The following is a 23,060-nucleotide window of genomic DNA, read 5'->3' as shown; positions in this document are numbered from 1 at the left end:
CTACGAGTCGGTGCTCGGCGTGCTGCTGCCGTTGATATAGGTTTTGTAGAGCTGGATGATCTGCGGCCCGGCGTCGCTGCTCGGGGTCGGCCCCGGGACGTTGTCGCCTTCGCATTCGTAGGCGAACTGGCCGAATATCTGCGCCTGGGTGCCGCCGCCGTTCATTGGTTGCACAACGAAATAGCAGCCGAACCCCAGCACCGGAATGGACGTCGAGCCGCCCTGTTTGCCGGTGCAATTGCCCACCACGATTTTCAGCATCCGACGCTCGAAGACACCGTTGCTCTGGCAGCCCGTGCCGCTGCCAGCCACACAGGCGGAAACCTGGGCTCGCCAGTCGTTGTAGTCAGGGATCGCCTCGCCGCCCGCAGACAAATCGCCGCCGCTCGAGGTGACCGCCTGGCCCTTGTACTGCGCCTGGGCGAGCGTGTCGTTGTAGGTCATGGCCGGCGAGCTCGAAGAGGTGACCAGATCCGGCGGGTAGTCGGAGGCACTGACCGGGCCGTTATAGATGCCAAAGCGCGTGTTCAAGCCTTGGGACGCAGGACCCACGGTATTGCCCGGCGACGTCTGGACGGTGTCTCCCACGGCGCGGCAGACCGAGCCGCCGCCGGCCAGGTCCTGACGGACCGTGCTGCCACCGGAGCCAAAATCAAGCAACTGGAAATTGCCCGGCCCGATGGGCGAGGTGTTGCCCGCCGCCGTTTTCAGTACCACCAGGTCGCCAAAGTGGTAGCTCCAGAAGTTACCGGCGGCCGGGTCGTACTGGCTGGCGTCGCCACAGACCATCAACGGTGCGAGGTCGCAAGGCGCTGTGGGACTGGGCCCTGCGGTGGCAATCGCCGCCACGGCCTTGCCGCCCAGGCTGCCGTCGCCCACGGACTGGACGAAGCTCCAGAAGAAGCCGTTGAGTTGATAACTGGGGACCGAAACCCGCACGTACTTGGCGTCCGACGGGCCGGGATAAGAGAACGGGCCGTAGACGCTGCTGGACAGCTCCACCGCCGCAAAGGCACCCGGGTTCCCGGCGACGGCGGTGGCCAGTTCAGCGTTGCCGACGGCGTTGGCGTTTCTGCTCAGGGTGTCCAAGGCCGCCGCACGGGTCGTGCTGGCCATGTTCATGCCGCCGGATACCTGGCTAAGGGTCTTGGCGCCACCGAGGGCCGCGGCATCCACCGCGTTCTGCAGCCGCGTCTTGTTCAGCAGCATGTGTCCGCCGTCCAACGCCAGCGCCGCCATCATGCCGATCGCCGCCAACGCGATCACCATCAATACACTTACCGCCCCTCCCTGGCGTCGAGGCAGCGTCAACGGCTGCCGGATACTGGCATTCATCATCGAGCCCTCATCTACACCGTTGAGGATCGGTATCGCCCTGCCCTGGGAGGCCTGGCACGGGTCAGTCATTCAGCGAACATTGATCACGCTGCTTTCCACGCCGCGGATCAGCGTGATCGCCCCGCCCTGCGGCTTGGCACTGCGCTGCACCACTGGCCTTGGCACCGGCGCGGCAGCCATCGCCATGACCGGCGCAGGGGCTGGCGGCGCGACGGCCACGGCTTTCTTCTCCAGGTTCAGGGGGTTGCGCAAGGCCAGCTGCAGCTTGCCTTCGGTCTGTGCGGTAACCAGCAGCTCCGCTTCGCTGCCGGACATCTCCAAGGTCACGGCCCGCACCACCACCGGTTGCGTCTTGTCCGTACCAGCGGTCTGGTCCACTGCCAGCACCCGCAGATTCTCCAGGAGGGTCCGCGACGTCGCGCTGTTGCTGCCGGCGCTGGTGGTCTTGGTCGCCAGCACATCGACCCGGTTGCCCGGCAAGAGGAAGCCGCCGACACCGACCACGTCATCCACGCGCACCGATATGGCCCGTTTGTCGGGCGCGATCAGCGAGGCCAGGGTGCTGCCGCCCAAATGTTCGCTCAGACGGGCACCGCGCACGATGTCACCGCGCAGGATGTCGAAGGTGGCGATCTTGCCCACGGCCTTGTCGCTGCTGTCGAACGCATCGTCCGGAATCGTGTCCATCGGCATGCGTACGGTCGTGACCTGCTGGGCCTCGACCATTTGCCCGAAGGGGATTTCCACCGTCGCGACCACTACGCTTCGCAGGTGATCGTCGGGGGACGCGTTGAGTCGCGCGCTCAGCCAGGAGTCAGCCATCCATGCGGCACCAAGGCCCATTACCAGGGAAACGCCTATCAGCGGAAGCGTACGAGAGCTCATGTCGGTATCTCCAGATCAAAGGAAGTCGAGCTGAACGAAGTAGTTGTGCCAGGCCCATTCCAGCTCTTGCGGCAACAGGGGCCCGGAACCGCCCAGGTAACGCTGGCGGTCAAGCGCCATGTTCAACAGGTCGCGAGGGTGGCAAGGCACCAGCGGCATGCCTTCGCCGCCATACAGCCGTTGCAGGACATAGCGCACCAGCAGCGGGTCGTGTGCGATGCCCAGGCGCTCGCATTCCTGGCGCCAGATGCGCTCGTATTCGTCCGGCTTGAGATAGCCGAACTGCACCTTGTAGCCGATGCGCCGCAGGAAGGCTTCGTCCGCCAGCTCCAAGGGGTTGAGGTTGGTGGAAAACACCAGCACCAGGTCGAACGGCAGCTCGCAGTGACGGCCGCCGCCCAGGTTGATGAAGTCGCGTTTTTCCTCCATCGGCACGATCCAGCGGTTCAGCAGCTCGGCCGGGGGCATGCGCTGGCGACCCATGTCGTCGATGATGAACAGTCCGTTGCTGGCCTTCAGTTGCAGGGCAGCCTGGTATTGCCGGGTGAACGGGTCGTAGCGCACGTCCAGCTGTTCCATGGTCAACTCGCCGCCGGTGATAACGATCGGGCGCTTGCAGCACAACAGCCGACGATCGATGCCTTCGTTGAGCATCAGGTTGTTCGTCTGGCTGTTGTCGTCCAGGCGCTGGTGCACCTGCGGGTCGTAGATCTCGATCACCGATTCGTTGATGACAATCGCGTGAGGCACCCAGATGGCCTCGGCGAACAGCCGGATCAAACGGCTACTGACGTAGGTTTTGCCGGTGCCCGCCGGGCCGTAGATCATGATCGCCCGCCCGGAATTCAGCGCGACACCCAGTTGATCGAGCATGCCTTGGCTGAGCACCATGCCGGCCAGGGCCTGGTTCATGTCCTTGGCGGTGATGCGACCGTGGTGAATGGTCTGGATCTTGATCAGCGAGCGATAGGTACTGACCGGGAACGGCGCCGCGCCGATGTAGCCGCTGCGGGCCAAGGCGTCGCGGGCTGAACTGCGGCCGCGTTCGGTCAGCCCATAACGCAGCGTTTGTCCGCCGGCCTGGCCCAATTGGCCGAGCACTTCGACGCGACCGTCCTTGCGCAGGAACGCCAGGACTTCCTCCAGGACCGCGCCGGTCAGGGCCAGGCGCTCCACCAGCCGCGACATGTCCAGTACTCCGCCATCGTGCAGGTGCTTGCACACCAGTTCGCCGAGGAAACTGTCGCTCAGGCCGGTGTCGCGTATGGTGCACGGCTGCGGCGCCAGGCGCTGCACCGCTTCGCGTTCACTGGGGTAGGCATCGCTATCGTTGATGACGTGCATGACTAGACTCCCCAGCCGCCGGCAACCAGTTGCCAGTAAACGCTGTTCAAAGTGCCGATCAGGATTGCAATCGAGTAGGGAAACGGTTTGCCGGCGACCTCGTCCGCCGTTGGCGCGAGGTAGGCCTGGGCGCGGACGCTCAACCAGTAGCGCTCAAGGGTCTGCAGCAGTTGGCCGCGGGCCAGGACAATCAGGAAACCGCACACACCGCCGGCGATCAGGCTGAACAGCGCCGCCCACAGTGCGTAATGAAAGGGTAGGAAACTGCCCACCATGGTCATCAACTTGACATCGCCGGCGGCCATGCCACCCACCGCGTACATGGGCAGGAACAACGCGAAACAGATCAGCATGCCCAACAGGCTGTCGCCCAGCCCGCCGATTGCGCCGGTATACGCCTGGCTGGCCAATCCCAGGGCAAGGCCCAGCAGGACCAGCTTGTTGGGGATGCGGTGGCGAAGCAGATCGCTTACCACCGCCACGCCCAGCAGTCCTAGCAGCAGTACCGTCGTTACCAGCAATTCCATGGACATGATGCGTCTCCATAGGGCGGTTGGGGTTAGCAGGCAGCGCCTTTGACTGCGGCACAAAGCGCAGTGATCCGATCGTTCACGGCACCACCCAACAGGACGAACATGGCGGCAACGGCCACCGTGATCAGCCCACCGGCGACGGCATATTCCACAATGGTCAGGCCATCTTCATCATCGATGAATTTAACTATCGAAGTTTTGATCTGTTGAACTTTCATGTTGTTTGCCTCACTTGAACGGTTACGAAAACAGGCCGATAAAGAACAACCCGAAGTTCATCAAGCCGACACTTCGAACCTTTATCAGACACATTGGAAACCGGCGCCTCGATGGGCTTGGCCCCATTGCGATGCGGGTGCTGGTTTCAGCAGGCAGCGCCCTTCACGGCGGCGCAGAGCGCGGTAATACGGGTGTTCACGGCGCCGCCCAGCAAAACGAACATCGCGGCCACGGCCACCGTGATCAACCCACCGGCAACGGCGTATTCCACAATGGTCAGGCCGTCTTCATCTTTGGCGAACTTCAATACCGAAGCCTTGATAGTTTGAAGAGTCATTTCGCACACCTCATCGGGGTTGTTTTCAAAGAGGCAGTACATTTCGAACTGCCTGATGCAACCCTAGTCAGCGGGCCGGTATTGTCGTTAGGAGGATTTTGCACATCGCTAGGATTATTTTGCGCCGGACGTAAAATTGTCCGGCTGGCGATCGCCGCTGTTTGCGCAACGCTGGCAACGGCGCGTGAGGGACGCAGCACTAAAGGACGAGGGGCCTGTAAAAATTAATTCGGCAAACTGATAGCACATTGGCAATACTGCTAGCTAACGGGCAGGAAGAGCCACCGAGTAGTCGTCCTATGGCGCCAAATCTGACTGGAAAGCCAAAGCTGTTGTGGTTCGATCTGACTCACGACCGTTCCACCAAGGAACTCGTCAGCCAGTTCGAGCAAGCGTGCGACTGCGCCCTGGCGAAAAACGCGCTGCTGCCCACCGGTGTGCAGGCCGACATGATCTGTATCCACTTCGATCGCCCGGACACCCAGGGCTTGAGGCGGTTGCTGGACATCAAGCGCACGGTCCCGGCCATCCCGATCACCATGTTCACGGTGCAACATTCCGAGGAACTCGCCGTCTGGGCCATGCGCTCGAGCGTCTGGGAATACATGGTGCTTCCCCTGACAACCGCCGAGCGCAAGCGTTACCTGACCGCTGTGACGCAACTGTGCGAGCTGCGTCGCCAATCCGGCGGCCGAGGCTCGACCTCCCAGATCGACCACTCCCCGACGCTGCCGGACAGCATTCGCCTGACCTCCGGGCACCAGAAGCACCAGGCCCTCAGCCACATCATGCTGTACATCGACCAGCACTTTCGCGACAGCATCGACCAGCGCGACCTCGCCAAGCGCTGCGGCATGACCACGTTCCGCTTCAGCCGCGTGTTCAAGGAGGCCAATGGCCTGGGCTTTACCGACTATGTGCTGAACAAGCGCATGAGCTTCGCCAAGGAATTGCTCGACAACAGCCAGATGCCCATCACCAGCATTGGCTATGAGGCCGGCTTCAAGGACCCGTCCTACTTCGCCCGCGCCTTCAAGCAGTACGCCAATTGCACGCCCAGTGAATACCGTCTCGCGTACCAGGTACGCTGCTCGAGCGCTGCACCGCCGCCCCCCGATGAAGAGGCGCTGGAAAGCCTGGTGCAAAGCCTGGAGGGATAGGAGTTTTTTGCGCGCATAAAAAAACGCCGCTCTAATGAGCGGCGTTTTCTTGAATTTGGAGCGGGAAACGGGACTAGAATCTAGCCTCTAACCTTATGATTTAAAAAGGTTTTCCTTGCTTCCTATCTCAGGAATGGACGCTATTGTGGACTTGTTCTGGCCCATTGGCAAGTCCTAAACCAAGTTTTTTTCCATTGATGGCCACAGACGGCCAACAACAACCATGACTCACCCTTCACACGTCCCTGAGGCGAGTTGTTCGTGGAGGGGCAATAAGACCTCGTTGCCCCAACGAGACGGTCGCTCGGCAGTGCATGTGAGGGTGTCATGACAGGCCGCCCCTCATCCTCAGACCAGCCCAAGCCCAAGCCCCGCTCGTAACGCAACGTCTCGGCGATTGCCAGCAGTGATCTGCGCTCGGCAAAGCACCAACGCGCACGGCTGGCCCGCCCCACCGATCAAGCACCTTTCGCAACGGCAGGGTCACGCAGCGGCGCCGGTAGGATCAACACTTCAGGAAGCAGTCACACAATTGCGATTTGTGCATGTCCACTTTGGCCACGTCAAAACTTATGGATTGCATCACACAGCAATTCACCGAAACCACTACCAGTGCGCGAATAACAGAGCACTGCTCGCGGTCAAAGAGCATGTCAACAACCAACAAGGAAGATACACCATGAGAATACGTCACCTGCGCTATTTCCTTATCGTCGCTGAAGAACAAAGCTTTGCTCGTGCGGCGGCCAGAGTTCACATCGAACCTTCCCCGTTGTCCAGAGCCATAAGAGATCTTGAATCCTATCTCGGTGTCCGACTGCTCCATCGCACCAAGGGGCGTATACAGCTGACTTGGCCTGGGGAGATTTTCCGTGAAGAGGCTCGCCGCGTACTTGCCTTCATGGATAACGCCCTGACACGAGTGCAATCGGCCTCCCAGGGCTATCGCGGCAGGGTACGTATAGCCATCGCCGATAGCCTGGCTCAGCCTCGGCTGACACAGCTACTGGCTCGATGCCGAGAGGAGGAACCTACCACCGAGATTCGGATTGTTGAAATGACTGTCAACGAGATGCACAAAGCGCTCTTACACGACGAGATAGATGCGGGTTTCACTGTCGACAGCACAGTAGCCACCAATGGACTCACAAAGTTTAGGGTTTGGGCCGAACGCCCTGCCATTGCTATTCCGACTCACCATCCACTGCTTTCCCTGGATAAAGTGCCTCTTGGGGAAGCACTCCGGTACCCCCTGATTCTCTGCCATCCTGAACGTTGCGCCGGCGGACGTAATGTCATTAATCATTGGTTTGAGGACGACTCGCTGCCCTCTCCCAACATTGCTGAACATGTTTCTGGTCATGAGCCCATGATGATGCTGGTGGCCGCTGGCTATGGCATTGGTATCGGGTTGGAATCGCAGCTTTCCATTTACAACCACCCTGACGTCATTGTTCGGCCGGCTATCGACGATATCCCCGACACGGCAACATTCATCGTTGTACCGGAGAGGCCAATTTCAGCAGAGCTGAAGCGCTTCATTAAAAGAGCGCAACAAATCGGGGAAGCATGACCGATGCGTGAGCAAGAATGATCACCCAATCCTCAGATCTGGACTCTCACATTAAGTTCCATACATTTTTGTCTGGGGCACGACCCAAATATTCCCTTCATCGTCGCGAGATAATGGGGATAGCCTTTGAATTCTTGGTGTGCACCGGCTCATGCACAAGCGCGCTAGCTTGTAGCGCTTGTCAATCGCAACCTACCGTTACTGACGGACATTTTTTGTCGCCCGCATGATAGAAAATGTCGCGCTCACTCGCGCATAGATTAAACAGCGAGCGTCCGCCAGACGGACTATTTATCAAGACGCCGAACCTTTTAACAGTGTCAGTTCCACGGATAGCGTTGGCCGCAATGCTTCGCCTCGCAGCCTTAGCTTCAATGACGAAGCATGAATACGACGGTCAGCACAATCCTATTGTTTGATGTGCGTCAGGGGTGACATCGATTCAATACGGGTCACGCCCAACACGTGCCACTGAGCATTAAGGAGTGACCATTATGTCTGAACAGAACTCGGCTCCGATTACGGAGCGGCGCATTCTCCGCCGGCCTGAAGTCGAGGCAAAGACAGGCTTCAAGCGTGCCTATCTTTACAGCCTCATGAAGGCGGGACAATTCCCCAAAGCCATAAAACTTGGCGTCCGTGCCGTTGGCTGGGACTCCGCTGAGATCGACCAGTGGATCACTGACCGTCTTAAAGAACGCGCCTGACTGAGCTCCCCATTCCTTACCAAAGAGGAGCACGCCATGCAGGTGATTTCTGTTATCTCGACCAAAGGCGGCGTAGGAAAAACCACCGTAGCCGCGAACCTCGGCGGCTTTATTGCCGATGCCGGCCTAAGGGTTCTGCTGCTCGATCTTGATATGCAGCCGACGCTGTCATCCTACTACGAGCTTGCCCGTCGCGCGCCATGCGGGATCTATGAGCTGCTGGCATTCAACGAGCGCGACATTGCGCGGCTGGTATCGCGCACCGTCATAGACCGGCTGGACGTGATTCTGTCCAATGACGCGCATCGACAGTTAAACACCCTCTTGCTGCATGCCCCGGATGGGCGGCTTCGACTGCGGCACCTGCTACCGGTGTTACAGCCGCATTACGACCTGGTGCTACTCGATACTCAAGGCGCTCGCAGTGTGCTGCTCGAGATGGCCGTGCTGGCGTCCGAGCAGGCGGTCTCGCCCGTAACCCCCGAGATCCTCGCCGCGCGTGAAATGCGCCGAGGCACTCTGCAGCTCATCGAAGACATCGCCCCCTATAGGCATTTGGGCATTAACCCGCCACACCTTCATCTCCTGCTCAACCGCGTACCCGCGGTGTCAGCCAATGCAAAGCTGATCCAACAGACACTGCGTTTGATCTACCGAGATCAGGAAGGGGTTCACGTCCTGCGTACCGAGATCCCCGCGATCGAGGCATTTCCCCGAGCGGCAACGCGTGGTTTGCCGGTCCATAGGGTTGAGCACCGACGGCCCACTGGCCGAGTCGCGGCAGCCGCACTGGACATTGTCCGCGGGCTGGCCAGCGAACTGTGCCCGCAATGGCAGGAACAGTTCGCCCTGGTCACCGGGAAGTGTGAGGGGAGACATTCTCATGTCGAACGCCCATGAACTGGCCCGTGGCCACAAGCGACTCCTTCCGCTGATTGAACATGCCCTGAGCGAGGGTTGGAATGTCTCCCGAACACCTGGCGGGCACTTGAAATTGGTCAAGCCGGGCTTACCGCCGATTTATACCAGCGCGACAGCCAGCGATCACCGGGCAGAATGCAATGCGCGCGCCATGCTGCGGCGCGCACAACGTCACGCCACCGTGGTCGAGCACCATGTCCAGGAGGCGGCTGACTATGACTGATGCCTCCCCAGAAGACATCGCCAGCAAGCTCCTGAGCGATGGTTTCACACGCAACGGCCCGGTAGCGAGTTCGATGAGCGATCCGATCGCCGACACGCCAATGGTGGTGACGCTGGACCAGTTGCGCTCCTATGAGCTCGATCCGAGGCTGACGCGCAATCCGCTGTACGAGGAGATCAAAGCGTCCATCCGCCAGCGAGGGCTGGATGCCCCCCCGCCGATCACCCGACGCCCCGGTGCCGATCACTACATCATCCGTAACGGCGGCAACACGCGCCTGGCGGTACTGCGCGATCTGTGGCGTGAGAGCAAAGACGAGCGATTCTTCCGTATCGGCTGCCTGTTCCGCCCATGGCCGGAGCGCGGTGAGATCGTTGCCCTGACGGGACATCTGGCAGAAAACGAACTTCACGGTGGCCTGTCGTTTATCGAACGTGCCATGGGTGTTGAAAAAGTCCGTGAGCTCTATGAGCAGGAGGATGGTAAATCGCTGTCGCAGTCAGAGCTTGCCCGACGCCTCAAGGCTGATGGCTACCCCGTGCCTCAGCCCCACATCAGCCGCATGCAGGAGGCCATCCAGTTCCTGCTGCCCGCGATACCGAAGGTGCTCTATGCCGGCCTCGGGCGCCCCCAAGTCGAGCAACTGACCAGCCTGCGTAGGGCCGGTTCCCGGATCTGGGATGCGCGCATGACCAGAAACAGTGCGAGCATTGATTTTGCGACGCTGTTCCAGGACGTCCTGATGGTATTTGACTCCCCAGGGAGCTTTGCGGCGCAGCGAGTACAGGATGAGCTGATCGGTCAAATGGCCGATTTGCTTGGGGTGGACTATGACACGCTGGCATTCGAGATCACCGATTCCGAGAAACGCTGGCAACTGCTAAATAGTGCCCCCCACAACACGTCCAGCACGGCGACTACCGGACAGACACCCACGAGCCAGCCAACATTGCCATCGACGGTCGCACAGCCTCCGTCAGCATCCACACCGCGGACGACGGAGACATCCCGAACATCTGCAAGCGAGCCCCATACGCTCCAAGGTGTATCGGCAACACGTCCTCCGGCCGACGCGGTTGAGGATCAACAGGACAAGGACGATCGCTCGGCCTTGTTTCAGGAACATATCGTTTCGCCTGCCGAGACCACCGATCGCCTGCAGTCGATCCAGCGACTGGTGGCTGACCACACCGGCGAGGCACCACCTGATTTCGGAACAAACGTCCTGCAGGCCATCCCTGTCCAGGCGGGAGGTCTCTATCCGATCTCGGATGTCTGGTACATCGATCCCAGCCTCGATACACCCGATCGGTTGCGCATCCACATCGCTCAATTCGCGCGTGAGATCGCCAACGAAGCGGGTCGGGATGATGGCATCGCCGCCTGCAACGAGGGCATCGGCTTCACGTGCGCACGAACGTTTGGCGAGTTGGACACGCCATCAAATCTCCCTGGCGCGTTACTGTCACTGCTGCATGCCTTGAGCGCCCCCTATCAGCCGGTCGGCACGTTGCCTGTACGCATCAACACAGCACAACTGGCCGAGGACCTGGGCACTCTTTTACTGGGGCAGGTGCGCACGCCCTCATCGCAGCAAGTCGTGCGTCTGAGCGACAGTGGGTTGGTGAAGCTTTTCCGCTTGTTGAGGCTTGCCAGGCGATTGCTGGACATCGAGGCCCGCATCACTGATGGCGACACCGCCATGAACGGATCATGAGGACGGCCGCCATGCCCGATCCCCATCCGCTCAATCAGGCCGTGATCGCGCAAGCACTCCATGATTTGCGCAACGGCCAGCTGCGCCGGGCAAAATCCATGGGATTCGACGACACGGCGCTGGAGGCGCTCAAGCACCCGGCCATGGCCAGTCTCCTGGCCAACGCGACCGTTAAATGGTGCTCAGTGAGCGTGAACCAGGAGGTGCTGCATCATCTCCTGAGCCAAGTGAATGATGTCACCCGGGAGATTGAAGAAATCGATCGGCTTCTGCGGTTGGGCGCGAGCACGGAACTCATCAGCAAGTTCTACGGTTTGACTCACCAGGAGATCGCCCTCAGGCGCGACGTCATCGGGCTACCGAAACGCAAGGGCCGGCATCCGGTCCTGTCAGAAGAACAGGACGCTGATCTCTGGCATCGCTGGTCAGAGACCGTTAAAGGCCGTGGCACCGCGTTGAACGACGACATGGCAGTGCTGGTGATTACAGCCGATCTTGCCGAATGCACGGGCCTGCCCATCTCAGTGATCTGGAGCGCTATCCGAGGGTGGATTGATGAAGGGCTGGTCTGATGGGCAGTCCACGTCATTCACGCGGTCCCGTATCGCTGGGGGAGCTATTCGACCAGGCACTGCAGCACATGCAACCTCCCCCGGACACAACACCGGCGCCGACTCCGGCAACCCCTCCCTCTGATGGATTCATCTTCAGCGGCAACCGCCATGACAGCGTGCCACGTGCGTTGCTGCTGGATAACCGGCTGACCCCGCTTGAACGAAATGCCTGGCAGGTCTTTCGTCTGCTGCTCAACGATGACGGGGTCACCGCCTTCCCCACCTACGATCAGCTCTGCCCCTATCTGGCCTCAATGCCGTGCACGGCCCGTGCGTCCCATGAGACCGTCGCGCGTGCGCTAACGTTGCTGCGCCTGACGCGCTGGATCAGTCTGGTGAGGCGCCGTCGTGATCCGAAAACAGGACAAATACAGGGCAATCTCTATGTGCTGCATGACGAGCCCCTGACGCCCTATGAAGCCATTCAGCTCGACCCGGATTATTTGGGTCTGGTCAGCCAGGCATTGAATCGCGCCAGCAAGTCCGTCCAGCGTGTCGGTGTGCACACGCTCAAAGAAATGGCCGACGACCCGCTGCTCAGCGGGCGGATACTGCCGAGCAGGCTCCGGGTGCTGTCGCAGCGATTGGCTGCGCAAGGCTGGACCGAAGAGCAACGTTATCCACAACCTGGGGATGACCACGAATCCGAAGAAGGTCCCAAAGACTTACTTCGGAATCCGCCCCCCCGACTTCGGAATCCGAAGCAGGCGTAAAACCCAGTAAAACCGACTCACTTCGGAATCCGAAGACCGATAGTACTGTACGTAAAGAAAAAGAATTAAAAGAAGTACGTACAGTACCGCGCGAGCGGGGGAAACTTCGCCTACCCGAACGCTTCCTGTCACTCAAAGCAGAGCAGCAATTAGGCGCGCTGACTGCATTGCAGCCCGTGGATACCGAGTTGCACCAGGCCATCCTCGACGAATGGGATGGGCGGTGTCGGGCAAGCTCGGTGCGTAGCCCTGCGGGCTACCTGTTTGGCATCATTCAGAAGGCCATGAAGGGTGAGTTTCACGCCTGGGTCGGTCAGAAGACAACCAGCCCCCCGGTAAGCCAGCCCTCACAGCCACCGCCAACGCAGGCTGTCGCCCCTGAAGTCGCCCGAAAGAACATCGCAAGGCTGCGCTCTCTGCTCGGCAGGTGAAAGCAGCACCCACGGGGCGTCAATGGCGTTTTGCCAATGCTCAACCTCAGGGTTTGTCCTATACCTCTGCCAGCAAGTCCAACGACGTCCATGATCGCCTATACCACTGGTATAGTCGAACACACTGCCTTCCCTTCAATGCATCACCTCCAGCCCCGGGGTCTTCCGCCTGAAGCGTCCACCGAAGGCCATCGTCGCCTATACCACTGGTATAGTTGAACAGGCTGCCTTCCTTGCAACGCATCACCTCCAGCCGCAGAGTCATTCGCCTGAAGAGTCCACCGAAGGCCACCGTCGCCTATACCACTGGTATAGTTGAACAGACTGCCTTCCTTGCAACGTATCACCTCCAGCCTCAGGTCATCAGCTTGAAGAGTCCACCGAAAGCCACCGTCGCCTATACCACTGGTATAGTTGAACAGGCTGCCTTCCGGCAACGGTGTCGGGCAACGGACGCAGAATGCCTCACGCCACCCTCTCATCCGCAGGGAGGTGCAAGATTCCACTGCGGCAGTGCGAATTCACAAACAGGCGGTCATGCGGTGCGGTTTGATGACTGACACCCTTCCGGCCAATGCCGATGCTGGCGACTCGTTTCTTCACCGAGAGTCGTCACGATGGCCACCGAACCCGAATCTCCCCTGCAGTTGAACCTTGGGTCACTGCGCAGCGCCATGTCGCTAACGCTACATACCCATCATGCATCTCGCATCTGGCATGGACGCGCGCCCTCCGAGGGCAAACCCGGCATTGTCGGGCTCAACGGCTTTGTCGCCATCATGACCAAGCTCAAACGCGGCGCCGAGCAGGATGATCCGTACTCCGACTGGTGGATGCTGCGCATTGAGGACAAGCTCAGCGCCACCAAAGAACAGCTTCAGACCTTACGCGAACAGGTTGATCAGGCGCTGGCCGATGTGCCGGCGGCACTCAGTCTGGGCGAGAACCTCAACGTCCAGCCGGTAAAGCTACCCCTGTTCGTGGCCTCGCAACTCGGCTTCATGGCGGTCTATCTGCTGGCCGACTACGACGACCTGGCCCGGCGCCTGATCCTGGCGCATCACACCGCCTTGATTGAGCGCAGCACCCTTGAGCGCTGGCTCAATGAGGGCGCACATGCGCTGCGCAGCCTTTTCAGCCTGGCGCAGCAGTACCGCTACTCCGGTACGAAGCGCGATGATTTCGCCGCAAACAACGCCGCGGCGCGTGCCGCCCTGGAGAAATACGGTGAACTGCCGCAGGACGTGCTGGAAGGCACGCGCCGTTCACGCTTCGCACCGCCGCTCATCCGTCGTGCCCCTTTTGCGGCGCTAACTCCGTCAACAACCTCCGATATTGCGCCAGCCGGTGAACCCGACGCGGCTGAGCCAGCCGTATCTGCCGGGAGACCTCTGGGCGAAGATTCTTCCGTCTCGTTGGACCGCGAGGACCACCCAGCATGACCGCATCCAACCGCTTCTTGGCACTGGAACAGGCGGACTTCCAGCGGCTGGAACACGCAGGCTACCTAAAAGGCCTTTTAAAACCTTTTAAAGGTAATGGGGAGCTTGCGACCTGGGCCAGCCAGTGCAAAGCACTGCGGGACGATCTGATCGGACTGGCGCAGCGCAAGGTGCTGTCGCAGGCCCGCAGCCACCCCTTCAACCTCCTTCCTGTGCAACTGGCCCAGCAAACCACTGGCGCAGGCACGACCTTTCTGCGCTGGCGCAACCTTGATCGCTCGCGCATGGGTACGGCGTTGTGGGAGGAGCTGCTTGCCAGCCCCGGCACACCGGCATCGCTGATCGACGACCTCTACGCCATGGAGGTGCAGCGCATCGTGCTGAACCTGCAGATTAGCCTCACTCACAGCATCGTTCGCCAAACCTCGGAGTGCGCCAGCAAGTTGGTCCACGTCGAGGGGGCTTACCAACGGCGTGTCCACGCCACCACCCCCAAGGAGTCGCACCCATGAGCACGCATTTCTACGGCGAGGGCAACATCGGTTCTGCGCCAGAATTCCGCGAGTTTCCGAACGGCAACAATGAGCCGCGCAGGCTGCTACGCCTGAATGTCTATTTCGACAATCCCGTGCCTACCAAGGAGGGCTTTGAAGATCGCGGTGGGTTCTGGGCGCCGGTCGAGATCTGGCATCGCGACGCCGAGCGCTGGGCCGCGCTGTACCAGAAGGGCATGCGCGTCTTGGTCGAAGGTCGGGCGGTGAAAGACGATTGGGAGGATGCGGACGAAAACGAGCGCGTGACCTTCAAGATCGAAGCGCGTCGCGCTGGCATCCTGCCTTATCGCATTGAGTCTGTCGTGCTCGGGGCCAAGCCCGCGGCAGCGGAGCCAGCCGAGAACGAGTGATCATTCCCGCCCTGCGTGCCCCTTTCCCGTTGAGCGATTGCGTCAACCACCAGTCGCTCACCGGGCAACAGCCAGCGTCCATGGCGTTCCACTGAGATCCACCGCTCGCGGCACATGGAGAAGTTTCCGGAGAACCAACCTTACGGCCTCCATTCGCGGCCTCATCGCTTCCGGCTACTCTTGCAGACGCTTCTCGCTTGCCACATCAGTCCAAATTTTCCGCGATATGGAACACAAGTTTGAGCGGTTCCTTGCTGTCGACTATCTGGTACATCACCTCCCGCCTGCTTCTCGGCAGCGTTTTGGCACAGCGCTTCGCCGTATCCCGCACGGCGGCATCCGTACCGTGGATGGTCGCCGCCAACAGCAGCACCAGGTATGCATCGGTAAGTGTCTTCGCCATCACCTCACTCTCGTTGCAAATCGTCACTAACGCTCGGCCCATTGCATAGTGTCTTTCTTCGGCTGATCAGGGGGCAGCTTAATGGCCATTACTCGCTGTCTCACCACTTTGTACCCACCCGCTTGGGTCTGAATCATCTCAAGTTGCTCCACTGACGTCCACTGAGATTGCTGTCCGCGGTACATGACGATGCCCCCGATGTTCCATCTCACGACACGCTTGAACCTCCTGAGCACTCCATCACTCGCCGCTTACGTCGATCTGCTCACACCCACTCACGCTGAATACGGATGAGCGATGGCTCGGTTAGGTTTTCGACAACCCCGGTAATCACCGGCATCAATGGTCGCGTGTCCATTCTCTCCCGGTGCACAGGTCGAATGCCGGACTCTATTGCGATCAGCAATGAAATGGACGGCGTATTCATCAATATCTTGACCTAACGCTACAAGGAGGGTCCATGCGTCTGCCATTCGAGCTCGATCCGCAGATCATCCATCACATCATTTACAGCCAGGCGGGCTCCATCGGCAAAGCCCTCATCGAGTTGCTAATGAACTCGGTCGATGCCAGGGCCAGCTCTGTGCATCTTTCACTGACCCGTAGTGGCTACACCTGCAGCGACGACGGCCAGGGCTTTGCCAGCCGCGACGATGTCGTTCGGTACTTCGGTCGGTTCGGCACGCCACACGATGAAGGCGACGCCACCTACGGCCGTTTCCGCCTCGGGCGCGGCCAGATCATGGCGCATGCCAAGACAGTCTGGCGCTCCAATGCCTGGAGGATGACCGTCGATACACGTGCGATGGGCTATCACTACGATCTTGACTACCTCCAGGACGCGTCGCCGGGCTGTTCGATCTCTGGCGACTGGTACGAAGTCCTGAGTGATGCGGAGCTGATGTCGGCCATCCAGGAGGTTCGGGACCTGGTGCGTTACACCCCCGTCAGCGTTGAGCTGAATGGCCAGCGCATCACCCGCGATCCGCGCACCGAGCGCTGGGATGCCGAGGACGAGTTCGCCTGGTATCGGGTGAAAGCGGACGGCGCGGTTGCCATCTACAACAAGGGCGTACTGGTGCGTCACGATCCCGCGCATTTGTGGGGTGCTGGCGGCCTCATCGTTTCCAAAAAGGCAATCGGCCTGAACGTCTCCCGCACCGAAATCCTGCGCAAGACCTGCCCGGTGTGGAAATCAATTGCCAGGCAATTTGGCCAGATGGCTGACCAGACGGAGTCCCGTCTTGGTGATCACCGTAAAACAGAGGCTCGCCGTGAAAAATCTGCGCGGGCGTTGCTTTCGGGCGATGCCAACATCGTTCAAATCTACTCCAGGGAAGAGGTCGTCACGCTTCTGCCCGGCAAGCGGCACGTGTCGTTGGAGGACTTTCTGCGCAAATGCCGTTATAGCCACAACCAGCGGCAAGGCGGCAGGTTCGCGGTCGTAGAAAATGCCTTCGAGGTCCCGAAGGGGGAAGCCATCGCCCGCGAAGGTATCGCCGTGATTGTTCACCCCACCACGCTCGACCGCTTCGGCTGCTACAACGCACAGGATTTTCTCGACTGCATCATTCGGGTCCACGCCAACCTGCGCCACGACGTGGAGCAGAACGGCACACCGTACTGGTGGCTGAACGGCCTCTACGTGCCGGACTTGATCGCGTTTTCAACACTGCGCGACGCGTTCATTGAGCGGACCAGCATCGTGACCGAGAAAGATGCGCTCGATCGCGAGACACGCCGCGCCTGGACTGCTTTGCGCTGGTGCCTGCATCACTACGCCGCCCTGTGCACGGGTGGCCAGCCTGCGTACGGGGGGCAAGTGCGTGAGGGTAAATCGCTTCACATTCTGCTCGGGCAGTCCAACATCGCCGAGGCGTGGACCGACGGCAGCAGTTACATCGCCGTCGACGTGACCCTTGTGAAGCGGCTCAAGTCCAGTCCGCTCAGGAGCGCTGCTTATATTTTTTCTCTCATCGAGCACGAGGTTGCCCACGAAGGCGACAGCCTCGACTGCGGCCACGATGAAGCGTTCTATCGTCGCTTCCATGACCTGGCGCTGCAACACAGCGAGCAACGCCAGCGCTATATGCACCTGTGGCTGATGAAGTACACCACGAGCATGGAGGGCGATGGAAAGCGAGCGCGCGGCGAGGCCTGGCGTGAACGTTATCTGGTCGACCGTGCCGGCAGCGGTCGCGAGAAACGCGGCCTTCCCCCGACCATCGAAGATGTCAGCAACGACCCTGTCGTCGTCGACCCGGTTCCTGGCGAAAACATAGCCTTCATCGACTACCAGAACACGCTTCTTACTGTGGCTGACACCGGCTCCCCGGCACCCGACTGGTCGGAGGTCCTGACGCGTGCCGAGGCTGACCAGAAGCTCATCGAGGCGCAGCACCGGGTTGACACAGCACAAGGTATCGCAGCGCAGATCAAGTACGACGAGGAAGAGTCCACGTATTGGGCCGAGATCGAAGCCTATGAGAAAGCCCAGACCGAGGCCGAAGAGGCTGCACGGCGTCGATTCGCCACGCGATTCAATGTACAGATTGAAGAGGTCCATCCTGACGCACTGTGCTACTTGCTGCGCGAGGATCTGAGCGATGAAGAGCTTCATGCCCTGTGGGCTGCAAAGCCCTGGGAGGCTGACGACCAGGAGTACTCTGGCGATGACGAACTTGAAGACGGCGACCTCGAAGCAGTCGACCCGCCCGATGGTCGTCAAGGAGCCTCTTGTGATGGCCCGACAGCGCACGTCTCCGAAGACCTATAGGTGTTGATCCGTCCTGGCGAGACAGCATGGACGCTTGAGCGCAATGCGGCCGCTGCTGGCTTCTTTCGTGTGGGTGACTATCTGAAGTGGCGTGAAGAACCGGATGCCTGATCCGAGGGCGGCTGTAGCAACCGATGGTCGCCCTCAATGCGCCAGCGCCTATCGGCCTCCCAAGTACCGGCTTTCAGCGGACACCGCTATACCCAGGGTATAGCGCCATGGACGTCCACTGAGGTCCACGCGCGCGCCCAAAACGAAGCGCCTGCTCTGGCGATCTCCTGAACTACCCTGGACTCAACTCCCGCAATCTTGTCTCCCAGGGCCAACAAGCCGGTCATTATCGAATCCACCTTGTTTGCTGTCTCTCGCGGTCTCCACGGACATGCTGATGCTCATTCGATGGATACCACGCTATTTCCGAGGAGGTTGCATGCGCCTGTATCTGTGCGAGAAGCCTTCGCAAGGCAAAGACATCGCGCGTGTGCTGGGTGCGAAACAGCGCGGAACTGGCTGCTACAACGGACCAGGCATTGTCGTGACCTGGTGCATCGGTCACCTGATCGAGGCGGCACCACCGGAAGCCTATGGTGAGCAGTACAAGCGCTGGTCCATTGAACAGCTTCCCATTCTTCCCGAGCACTGGCGCAGCGAGGTCAAGGCCTCCACTGCCGCGCAATTCAAGGTCGTCAAACAATTGCTCGGCCAGGCCAGCGAACTGGTGATTGCTACCGATGCTGATCGCGAAGGCGAAATGATCGCCCGCGAAATCATCGATCTGTGCGGCTACCGTGGCTCCATTCAACGGCTGTGGCTGTCGGCATTGAATGACGCCTCCATTCGCAAAGCGCTGGACGCGCTCAAGCCTTCGAACGAGACCCTGCCGCTGTATTACTCGGCACTCGCCCGCTCTCGTGCCGATTGGTTGATCGGCATGAACCTCAGCCGATTGTTCACGGTGCTCGGCCGCCAAGCCGGTTACCAGGGCGTCCTCTCAGTCGGTCGTGTGCAGACGCCCACGGTGGGTCTTGTGGTTGATCGCGACCGCGAGATCGCGCGGTTCGTGTCAGTTCCGTTTTGGTCCGTCGACGTGCAGCTATCGTACGCCGGCAATTCTTTCACCGCGAACTGGATGCCGCCCGACGCCACCACCGATGCTGCAGGTCGGTGCCTGGACCAACGAACGGCCCAGCAGGCAGTAAGCCAAATCGGCGGCGCTCGTGAGGCGCAGGTATTGTCCGTTGAAACCGAGCGGGTCCGCGAAGTCGCGCCTCTCCCGTTCGATCTCAGCACGTTGCAGGAGGTCTGTTCGCGCCAGTTTGGCCTCGACGTGCAAGAAACACTGGACATCGCGCAATCGCTGTACGAGACGCATAAGGCGACCACCTATCCTCGCTCGGATTCAGGCTACCTGCCGGAGAGCATGCTGGCCGAAGTGCCGACGGTACTCAACGCCATCCTCGCCACTGATCCCAGCCTACGCCCCTTGCTCGACCAACTCGACCGCACCCAACGCTCACGCGCCTGGAACGACGAGAAAGTCACTGCTCACCACGGCATCATTCCCACGCTGGAGCCGACCAACCTTTCTGTCATGTCGGAGAAGGAGCAAGCCGTTTATCGGCTCATCCGTTCGCATTACCTGGCCCAGTTTCTACCTCACCATGAGTTCGACAGAACAGTCGCCACGATGTCAGGCGGCGGCCAGACACTGCAGGCGACGGGTAAGCAGGTTGCCGTCCTGGGATGGCGCCTGGCGTTAATCAACAGCGGACCAGCAGCACCCGACAATACGGACGACGAGCCTACCCAACGTAGCCAGGTCCTGCCGCGGCTATCCGAGGGCACACATTGCCAGGTCGGCTCAGTCGATCTGAAAGCGCTGAAAACACTGCCACCCAAGCCGTTCACGCAGGGTGAGTTGATCAAAGCCATGAAGGGTGTCGCCAAACTGGTGACCGACCCACGCCTGAAACAGAAGTTGAAGGAATCCACGGGCATCGGCACCGAGGCCACCCGTGCGAATATCATCAACGGCTTGCTGGGCCGAAGCTACCTGGTCAAAAAAGGTCGATCCGTCCGCGCCTCCGAGGCGGCTTTCACCCTGATCGACGCAGTTCCAGCGGCCATCGCCGACCCGGGCACGACCGCCATCTGGGAACAGGCATTGGACATGATCGAAACCGGTCAGTTGACCCTGGACACCTTCATCGAGAAGCAATCGGTCTGGATCACGCAACTGGTGCAACAGTACCGTGACATCACCTTGTCCATCCAGATTCCCGAAGGTCCGGCGTGCCCATTGTGTGGTGCAGCGACGCGGCAGCGCACCGGAAAAACCGGCCCTTTTTGGTCGTGCAACCGTTATCCCGACTGTAAAGGCACCGTAGCAATCGAATCGTCCGGTGGCAAGCGAGCCGCTTCGCGCAAGCGGCGGATCGCTCCCAGAGCTTCCTGACGCCTGCCAGACACGTCCTGCCCCAGCCGCGTTTTCCAGCGGTTGTCAGGCATGGCCCCGCTACCCGCGGGGCATCCCAAGCATGCCCCCGCCTTCTGCAATGGCATGTACCTCTCCAGCGGCTCGTGTCGTCGGGAGGATTGAAGGTGCTTTCCTGCCCGGCCGGATGCACGGCCTATTGATCGGCACTCTCTACGTCCGGCCCGAAGGGTCTCCTGGCACCTTGAGCGCGAGATGCCAGGAGACCCTTCGGGGACGACGGTGTTCTCCCCCGGTGCCCGCCGGTGCAACAACGGGCTCCTTTTGTGCGCGGATGTGCGCCGAAAGATATCGACCCCAGCCACGAAACGGGTCGGGTGAGATCTGCTCCAGCGACAGGCGTTGACGACGGCCAGAGTCCCTGCGACAGCCACAGGTGGTATCCCTGTCCCCCGCTGGAGACGTACTGCCTCCAGCGCCTTGTTCCTCTCTGCATCTTGAACGCCGTCTGCCTGCGACCTGTCCAGAACCAGGTGACTTCGCCACAACCAGAACAGAAGATGGACATATGCACCTTCAACCCCTTCGGTACGGCAGCGTGTGCCGCCGCATCAAAGTCATGCACTTGGCCGCCGAACAGGGTGAGTGGCATGTAGCCATAATTAGGCGTCAGCACCGGTAATGATGACGAAAGCCCCATACCGGTGCCGAACTACGAAACCCTATTTCTGCTACTACGGGAATACCCCGGCACAGCGGACAGGTACCAATGACGCGGGCTCCGGCTAATGCCCAAGGAGTGCCGCCTTTAAGGCATACCGGACGACTACACCCTGGTGCCGTATCGCGTGCACCTCGCTGCAAAGCCATTGGCAACTCAATGGCCGTGTCTTGCGGCCTAGCTCGGACGACACCTGCAACAGGTCTTGCAATAACACGGGTGCGTAAAAAGCCTATTGTCGGCAGACGCCATGAAGCCGCTTTGCCATTCTGCCACCATCTGTTGCTAACTCCGGTCAGCACCATGCCAGCAGCCACGGTCCTCAGACTGCAACGTGGAGGTTCCACGTAGACCGATCCAGTCCGTTTCGCATCGTTTTACGCGGACGTGCGCCACACCTAGCGCCGATGCTCTTCATTCCCGCGCAACCCCGCGTTTCTGCATTCGCCGCATGGCATTAACCAGTTCAGAACTGCCGTCGTGTCGGCTTACGCGAATTCAATCCACCGCGCCTATAGCGCATCGTTTTCTGGAGGCTCCCATGGCACTGTGCAGCAAATCACGACTATTCGAGTTCAGCGGCCATGGCTGCGTCATCAGCAACGAGGTGATATTCCACCCACGACTCAACACAGGCATTGAATCTCGGCGAACAACTGCGCGAGGCCGTGCTGCAGAACCAGATCGATGAAACATCATGCCTACTCAAGCGCTAGACGGTGAGCCTACTTGTCGGCATCTCCGACCTGCATATTCAAGCGATCCTGCGAGCGCACGTTGCGCAGCTTCTGCTTGATACCTCCGAGCTGAGTGCTTCGACTGAAGCACCTGCATTTATTCACCCACTGGGACCCGATCCCCAGTTGGGGATGGGCTCCGCCTAACCTCTGCTGGAGAAATACCATGCAGACTCCCAATCCTTTCATCCGAGGCTACCAAAACCTGCATGTCGTTCGTACTCTCTGCGTCACCTATGAAGACGACAGCCCGCCCGTACGGCGGCAACTTCATCCCAGCCAAGCACACCTTCTGGACGATCAAATCGCGCAATTTCCCTGCATCCTATGCAACGACTTCGCGCTGATCACGGAAGGCCAGGAGGTCGGCGACGACCTTGAGGCAAAGTGCCAAACCGAAGGAATCGTCCGCTCGGTGGTCTACGCCGTCCTCGGCGGCGATGCCGGGCAGCCCATCCACATCGGCGATACCTACGCCGCTGAGGACGCGCGGGAAGTTGTACGGCGCCTGACTTTTGAGACTTGCTTCTACAGCCGATGCTGGGAAATCAGCACGGCGCACATCACCGAAGAAGCGGGTTGCTACCTGACAGAGCTTGCAGACATCGCCACGCCGATCGGCTTTCTGTTCGTCGCTTTCCGGATCCCATACAGCCCAGCGATCGGCGTCAAGGTGATTGCCACGCCCTGGACCGATGCCAACCTGCAGTACGTCGAAGCATCACCGCCGAGCAATTGCGGCACAATGCGACAAAGGCATGCCGGAGTCGCTGGTGAATGTTCTTCTGGCCGCGCTGGCTGATGCCCGCATCCTAATCTTCGACGCCGACGCACCGGTACTCGACGGCTTGCCGTTGTACGAAGAATGACCCTTGCCACGACATACCTTCTAGCCCCTCAACCGAGGGGCTTTTTTCTGCTCGGATAA

Annotated in this window: 19 protein-coding genes and 2 pseudogenes; 14 read left to right on the top strand and 7 right to left on the bottom strand. The window is 60.1% G+C overall.

The annotated features are described in order from the left end of the window. The 6 genes from JZ00_RS25685 to JZ00_RS25660 form a co-directional block, all read right to left on the bottom strand. The gene (locus JZ00_RS25685) at positions 1-1,338 is read right to left on the bottom strand and encodes a TadE/TadG family type IV pilus assembly protein (RefSeq protein WP_039594032.1); all 1,338 of its coding nucleotides are present in this window, start codon (positions 1,336-1,338) and stop codon (positions 1-3) included. 69 nt (positions 1,339-1,407) lie between these two features. Further along, positions 1,408-2,223, bottom strand: a complete 816-nt coding sequence (gene cpaB, locus JZ00_RS25680; protein ID WP_039594031.1) for a Flp pilus assembly protein CpaB — start codon at positions 2,221-2,223, stop codon at positions 1,408-1,410. A 15-nt stretch (positions 2,224-2,238) separates the two neighbouring features. Beyond that, positions 2,239-3,567 (bottom strand): P-loop NTPase family protein, encoded by a 1,329-nt coding sequence (locus JZ00_RS25675; RefSeq protein ID WP_039594030.1) that lies wholly within the window; start codon positions 3,565-3,567, stop codon positions 2,239-2,241. A 2-nt stretch (positions 3,568-3,569) separates the two neighbouring features. Then, on the bottom strand, positions 3,570-4,100 hold the full coding sequence (locus tag JZ00_RS25670; protein ID WP_039594029.1) for an A24 family peptidase: 531 nt from the start codon (positions 4,098-4,100) through the stop codon (positions 3,570-3,572). 26 nt (positions 4,101-4,126) lie between these two features. Next, positions 4,127-4,318 (bottom strand): Flp family type IVb pilin, encoded by a 192-nt coding sequence (locus JZ00_RS25665; protein ID WP_039594028.1) that lies wholly within the window; start codon positions 4,316-4,318, stop codon positions 4,127-4,129. 146 nt (positions 4,319-4,464) lie between these two features. Next, positions 4,465-4,656, bottom strand: a complete 192-nt coding sequence (locus tag JZ00_RS25660) for a Flp family type IVb pilin (protein WP_030138367.1) — start codon at positions 4,654-4,656, stop codon at positions 4,465-4,467. Between the two features lie 299 nt (positions 4,657-4,955). On the opposite strand from JZ00_RS25660, the gene JZ00_RS25655 reads away from it, so the two are divergent. The 11 genes and pseudogenes from JZ00_RS25655 (at position 4,956) to JZ00_RS25605 (ending at position 15,061) form a co-directional block, all read left to right on the top strand. Further along, positions 4,956-5,816 carry a helix-turn-helix transcriptional regulator gene (locus JZ00_RS25655; protein ID WP_039594027.1) on the top strand — a complete coding sequence of 287 codons (861 nt, stop codon included), beginning with the start codon at positions 4,956-4,958 and terminating at the stop codon, positions 5,814-5,816. A 679-nt stretch (positions 5,817-6,495) separates the two neighbouring features. Next, positions 6,496-7,389: a LysR family transcriptional regulator gene (locus JZ00_RS25650; protein ID WP_039594026.1), complete on the top strand. Its 894-nt coding sequence runs from the start codon at positions 6,496-6,498 to the stop codon at positions 7,387-7,389. Positions 7,390-7,883: 494 nt separating this feature from the next. Continuing rightward, positions 7,884-8,096 (top strand): AlpA family transcriptional regulator, encoded by a 213-nt coding sequence (locus JZ00_RS25645; protein ID WP_024718092.1) that lies wholly within the window; start codon positions 7,884-7,886, stop codon positions 8,094-8,096. Positions 8,097-8,132: 36 nt separating this feature from the next. Further along, a complete protein-coding gene (locus tag JZ00_RS25640) occupies positions 8,133-8,996 on the top strand; it encodes a ParA family protein (RefSeq protein ID WP_024718093.1) in 864 nt (287 codons plus the stop codon). Beyond that, positions 8,980-9,240 (top strand): hypothetical protein, encoded by a 261-nt coding sequence (locus JZ00_RS25635; RefSeq protein ID WP_039594025.1) that lies wholly within the window; start codon positions 8,980-8,982, stop codon positions 9,238-9,240. The genes JZ00_RS25640 and JZ00_RS25635 overlap by 17 nt, the downstream gene beginning before the upstream one ends. After that, positions 9,233-10,957 carry a ParB family protein gene (locus JZ00_RS25630; RefSeq protein ID WP_039594024.1) on the top strand — a complete coding sequence of 575 codons (1,725 nt, stop codon included), beginning with the start codon at positions 9,233-9,235 and terminating at the stop codon, positions 10,955-10,957. Before JZ00_RS25635 ends, JZ00_RS25630 begins: the two co-directional genes overlap by 8 nt. 11 nt (positions 10,958-10,968) lie before the next feature. Further along, entirely contained in the window at positions 10,969-11,529 is a 561-nt protein-coding gene (locus tag JZ00_RS25625; RefSeq protein WP_039594060.1) for a DUF2857 domain-containing protein, read from the top strand. Next, positions 11,529-12,715, top strand: a pseudogene (locus JZ00_RS25620) (STY4528 family pathogenicity island replication protein). The gene JZ00_RS25625 and the pseudogene JZ00_RS25620 overlap by 1 nt, the downstream one beginning before the upstream one ends. A 617-nt stretch (positions 12,716-13,332) precedes the next feature. After that, positions 13,333-14,157, top strand: coding sequence for a PFL_4669 family integrating conjugative element protein (locus JZ00_RS25615; protein WP_039594022.1), 825 nt, complete (start codon positions 13,333-13,335; stop codon positions 14,155-14,157). Continuing rightward, complete coding sequence (locus tag JZ00_RS25610) at positions 14,154-14,669, top strand: DUF3158 family protein (protein WP_024718099.1); 516 nt, start codon at positions 14,154-14,156, stop codon at positions 14,667-14,669. The genes JZ00_RS25615 and JZ00_RS25610 overlap by 4 nt, the downstream gene beginning before the upstream one ends. Beyond that, on the top strand, positions 14,666-15,061 hold the full coding sequence (locus tag JZ00_RS25605) for a single-stranded DNA-binding protein (protein WP_019689279.1): 396 nt from the start codon (positions 14,666-14,668) through the stop codon (positions 15,059-15,061). Before JZ00_RS25610 ends, JZ00_RS25605 begins: the two co-directional genes overlap by 4 nt. Before the next feature lie 205 nt (positions 15,062-15,266). Here JZ00_RS25605 and JZ00_RS25600 read toward each other — a convergent pair whose 3' ends face one another. Continuing rightward, positions 15,267-15,464, bottom strand: coding sequence for a DUF7740 domain-containing protein (locus tag JZ00_RS25600; protein ID WP_039594059.1), 198 nt, complete (start codon positions 15,462-15,464; stop codon positions 15,267-15,269). Positions 15,465-15,924: 460 nt separating this feature from the next. Here JZ00_RS25600 and JZ00_RS25590 point away from each other — a divergent pair, with 460 nt between their 5' ends. The 3 genes and pseudogenes from JZ00_RS25590 (at position 15,925) to JZ00_RS25575 (ending at position 23,001) form a co-directional block, all read left to right on the top strand. Further along, on the top strand, positions 15,925-18,240 hold the full coding sequence (locus JZ00_RS25590) for an ATP-binding protein (protein WP_307847764.1): 2,316 nt from the start codon (positions 15,925-15,927) through the stop codon (positions 18,238-18,240). Positions 18,241-18,670: 430 nt separating this feature from the next. Continuing rightward, on the top strand, positions 18,671-20,695 hold the full coding sequence (locus tag JZ00_RS25585; RefSeq protein WP_039594020.1) for a DNA topoisomerase III: 2,025 nt from the start codon (positions 18,671-18,673) through the stop codon (positions 20,693-20,695). 1,603 nt (positions 20,696-22,298) lie between these two features. Next, positions 22,299-23,001 (top strand): annotated as a pseudogene (locus tag JZ00_RS25575) (DUF5983 family protein). Positions 23,002-23,060: the final 59 nt, after the last annotated feature.

The sequence above is a fragment of the Pseudomonas frederiksbergensis genome, from assembly GCF_000802155.2.
Classification (GTDB): domain Bacteria; phylum Pseudomonadota; class Gammaproteobacteria; order Pseudomonadales; family Pseudomonadaceae; genus Aquipseudomonas; species Aquipseudomonas frederiksbergensis_A.
The sequence above is the reverse complement of the archived record's forward strand: the minus strand, read 5'-3'. Positions and strand labels throughout refer to the sequence as shown.

Excerpts from the sequence above, each read along its gene's own strand:
- JZ00_RS25630 (WP_039594024.1), top strand. The coding sequence starts at position 9,233 with ATGACTGATGCCTCCCCAGAAGACATCGCCAGCAAGCTCCTGAGCGAT.
- JZ00_RS25635 (WP_039594025.1), top strand. The coding sequence starts at position 8,980 with ATGTCGAACGCCCATGAACTGGCCCGTGGCCACAAGCGACTCCTTCCG.
- cpaB (WP_039594031.1), bottom strand. The coding sequence starts at position 2,223 with ATGAGCTCTCGTACGCTTCCGCTGATAGGCGTTTCCCTGGTAATGGGC.
- JZ00_RS25615 (WP_039594022.1), top strand. The coding sequence starts at position 13,333 with ATGGCCACCGAACCCGAATCTCCCCTGCAGTTGAACCTTGGGTCACTG.
- JZ00_RS25685 (WP_039594032.1), bottom strand. The coding sequence starts at position 1,338 with ATGATGAATGCCAGTATCCGGCAGCCGTTGACGCTGCCTCGACGCCAG.
- JZ00_RS25665 (WP_039594028.1), bottom strand. The coding sequence starts at position 4,318 with ATGAAAGTTCAACAGATCAAAACTTCGATAGTTAAATTCATCGATGAT.
- JZ00_RS25585 (WP_039594020.1), top strand. The coding sequence starts at position 18,671 with ATGCGCCTGTATCTGTGCGAGAAGCCTTCGCAAGGCAAAGACATCGCG.
- JZ00_RS25645 (WP_024718092.1), top strand. The coding sequence starts at position 7,884 with ATGTCTGAACAGAACTCGGCTCCGATTACGGAGCGGCGCATTCTCCGC.
- JZ00_RS25625 (WP_039594060.1), top strand. The coding sequence starts at position 10,969 with ATGCCCGATCCCCATCCGCTCAATCAGGCCGTGATCGCGCAAGCACTC.
- JZ00_RS25655 (WP_039594027.1), top strand. The coding sequence starts at position 4,956 with ATGGCGCCAAATCTGACTGGAAAGCCAAAGCTGTTGTGGTTCGATCTG.
- JZ00_RS25605 (WP_019689279.1), top strand. The coding sequence starts at position 14,666 with ATGAGCACGCATTTCTACGGCGAGGGCAACATCGGTTCTGCGCCAGAA.
- JZ00_RS25675 (WP_039594030.1), bottom strand. The coding sequence starts at position 3,567 with ATGCACGTCATCAACGATAGCGATGCCTACCCCAGTGAACGCGAAGCG.
- JZ00_RS25650 (WP_039594026.1), top strand. The coding sequence starts at position 6,496 with ATGAGAATACGTCACCTGCGCTATTTCCTTATCGTCGCTGAAGAACAA.
- JZ00_RS25660 (WP_030138367.1), bottom strand. The coding sequence starts at position 4,656 with ATGACTCTTCAAACTATCAAGGCTTCGGTATTGAAGTTCGCCAAAGAT.
- JZ00_RS25670 (WP_039594029.1), bottom strand. The coding sequence starts at position 4,100 with ATGTCCATGGAATTGCTGGTAACGACGGTACTGCTGCTAGGACTGCTG.
- JZ00_RS25640 (WP_024718093.1), top strand. The coding sequence starts at position 8,133 with ATGCAGGTGATTTCTGTTATCTCGACCAAAGGCGGCGTAGGAAAAACC.
- JZ00_RS25590 (WP_307847764.1), top strand. The coding sequence starts at position 15,925 with ATGCGTCTGCCATTCGAGCTCGATCCGCAGATCATCCATCACATCATT.
- JZ00_RS25600 (WP_039594059.1), bottom strand. The coding sequence starts at position 15,464 with ATGGCGAAGACACTTACCGATGCATACCTGGTGCTGCTGTTGGCGGCG.
- JZ00_RS25610 (WP_024718099.1), top strand. The coding sequence starts at position 14,154 with ATGACCGCATCCAACCGCTTCTTGGCACTGGAACAGGCGGACTTCCAG.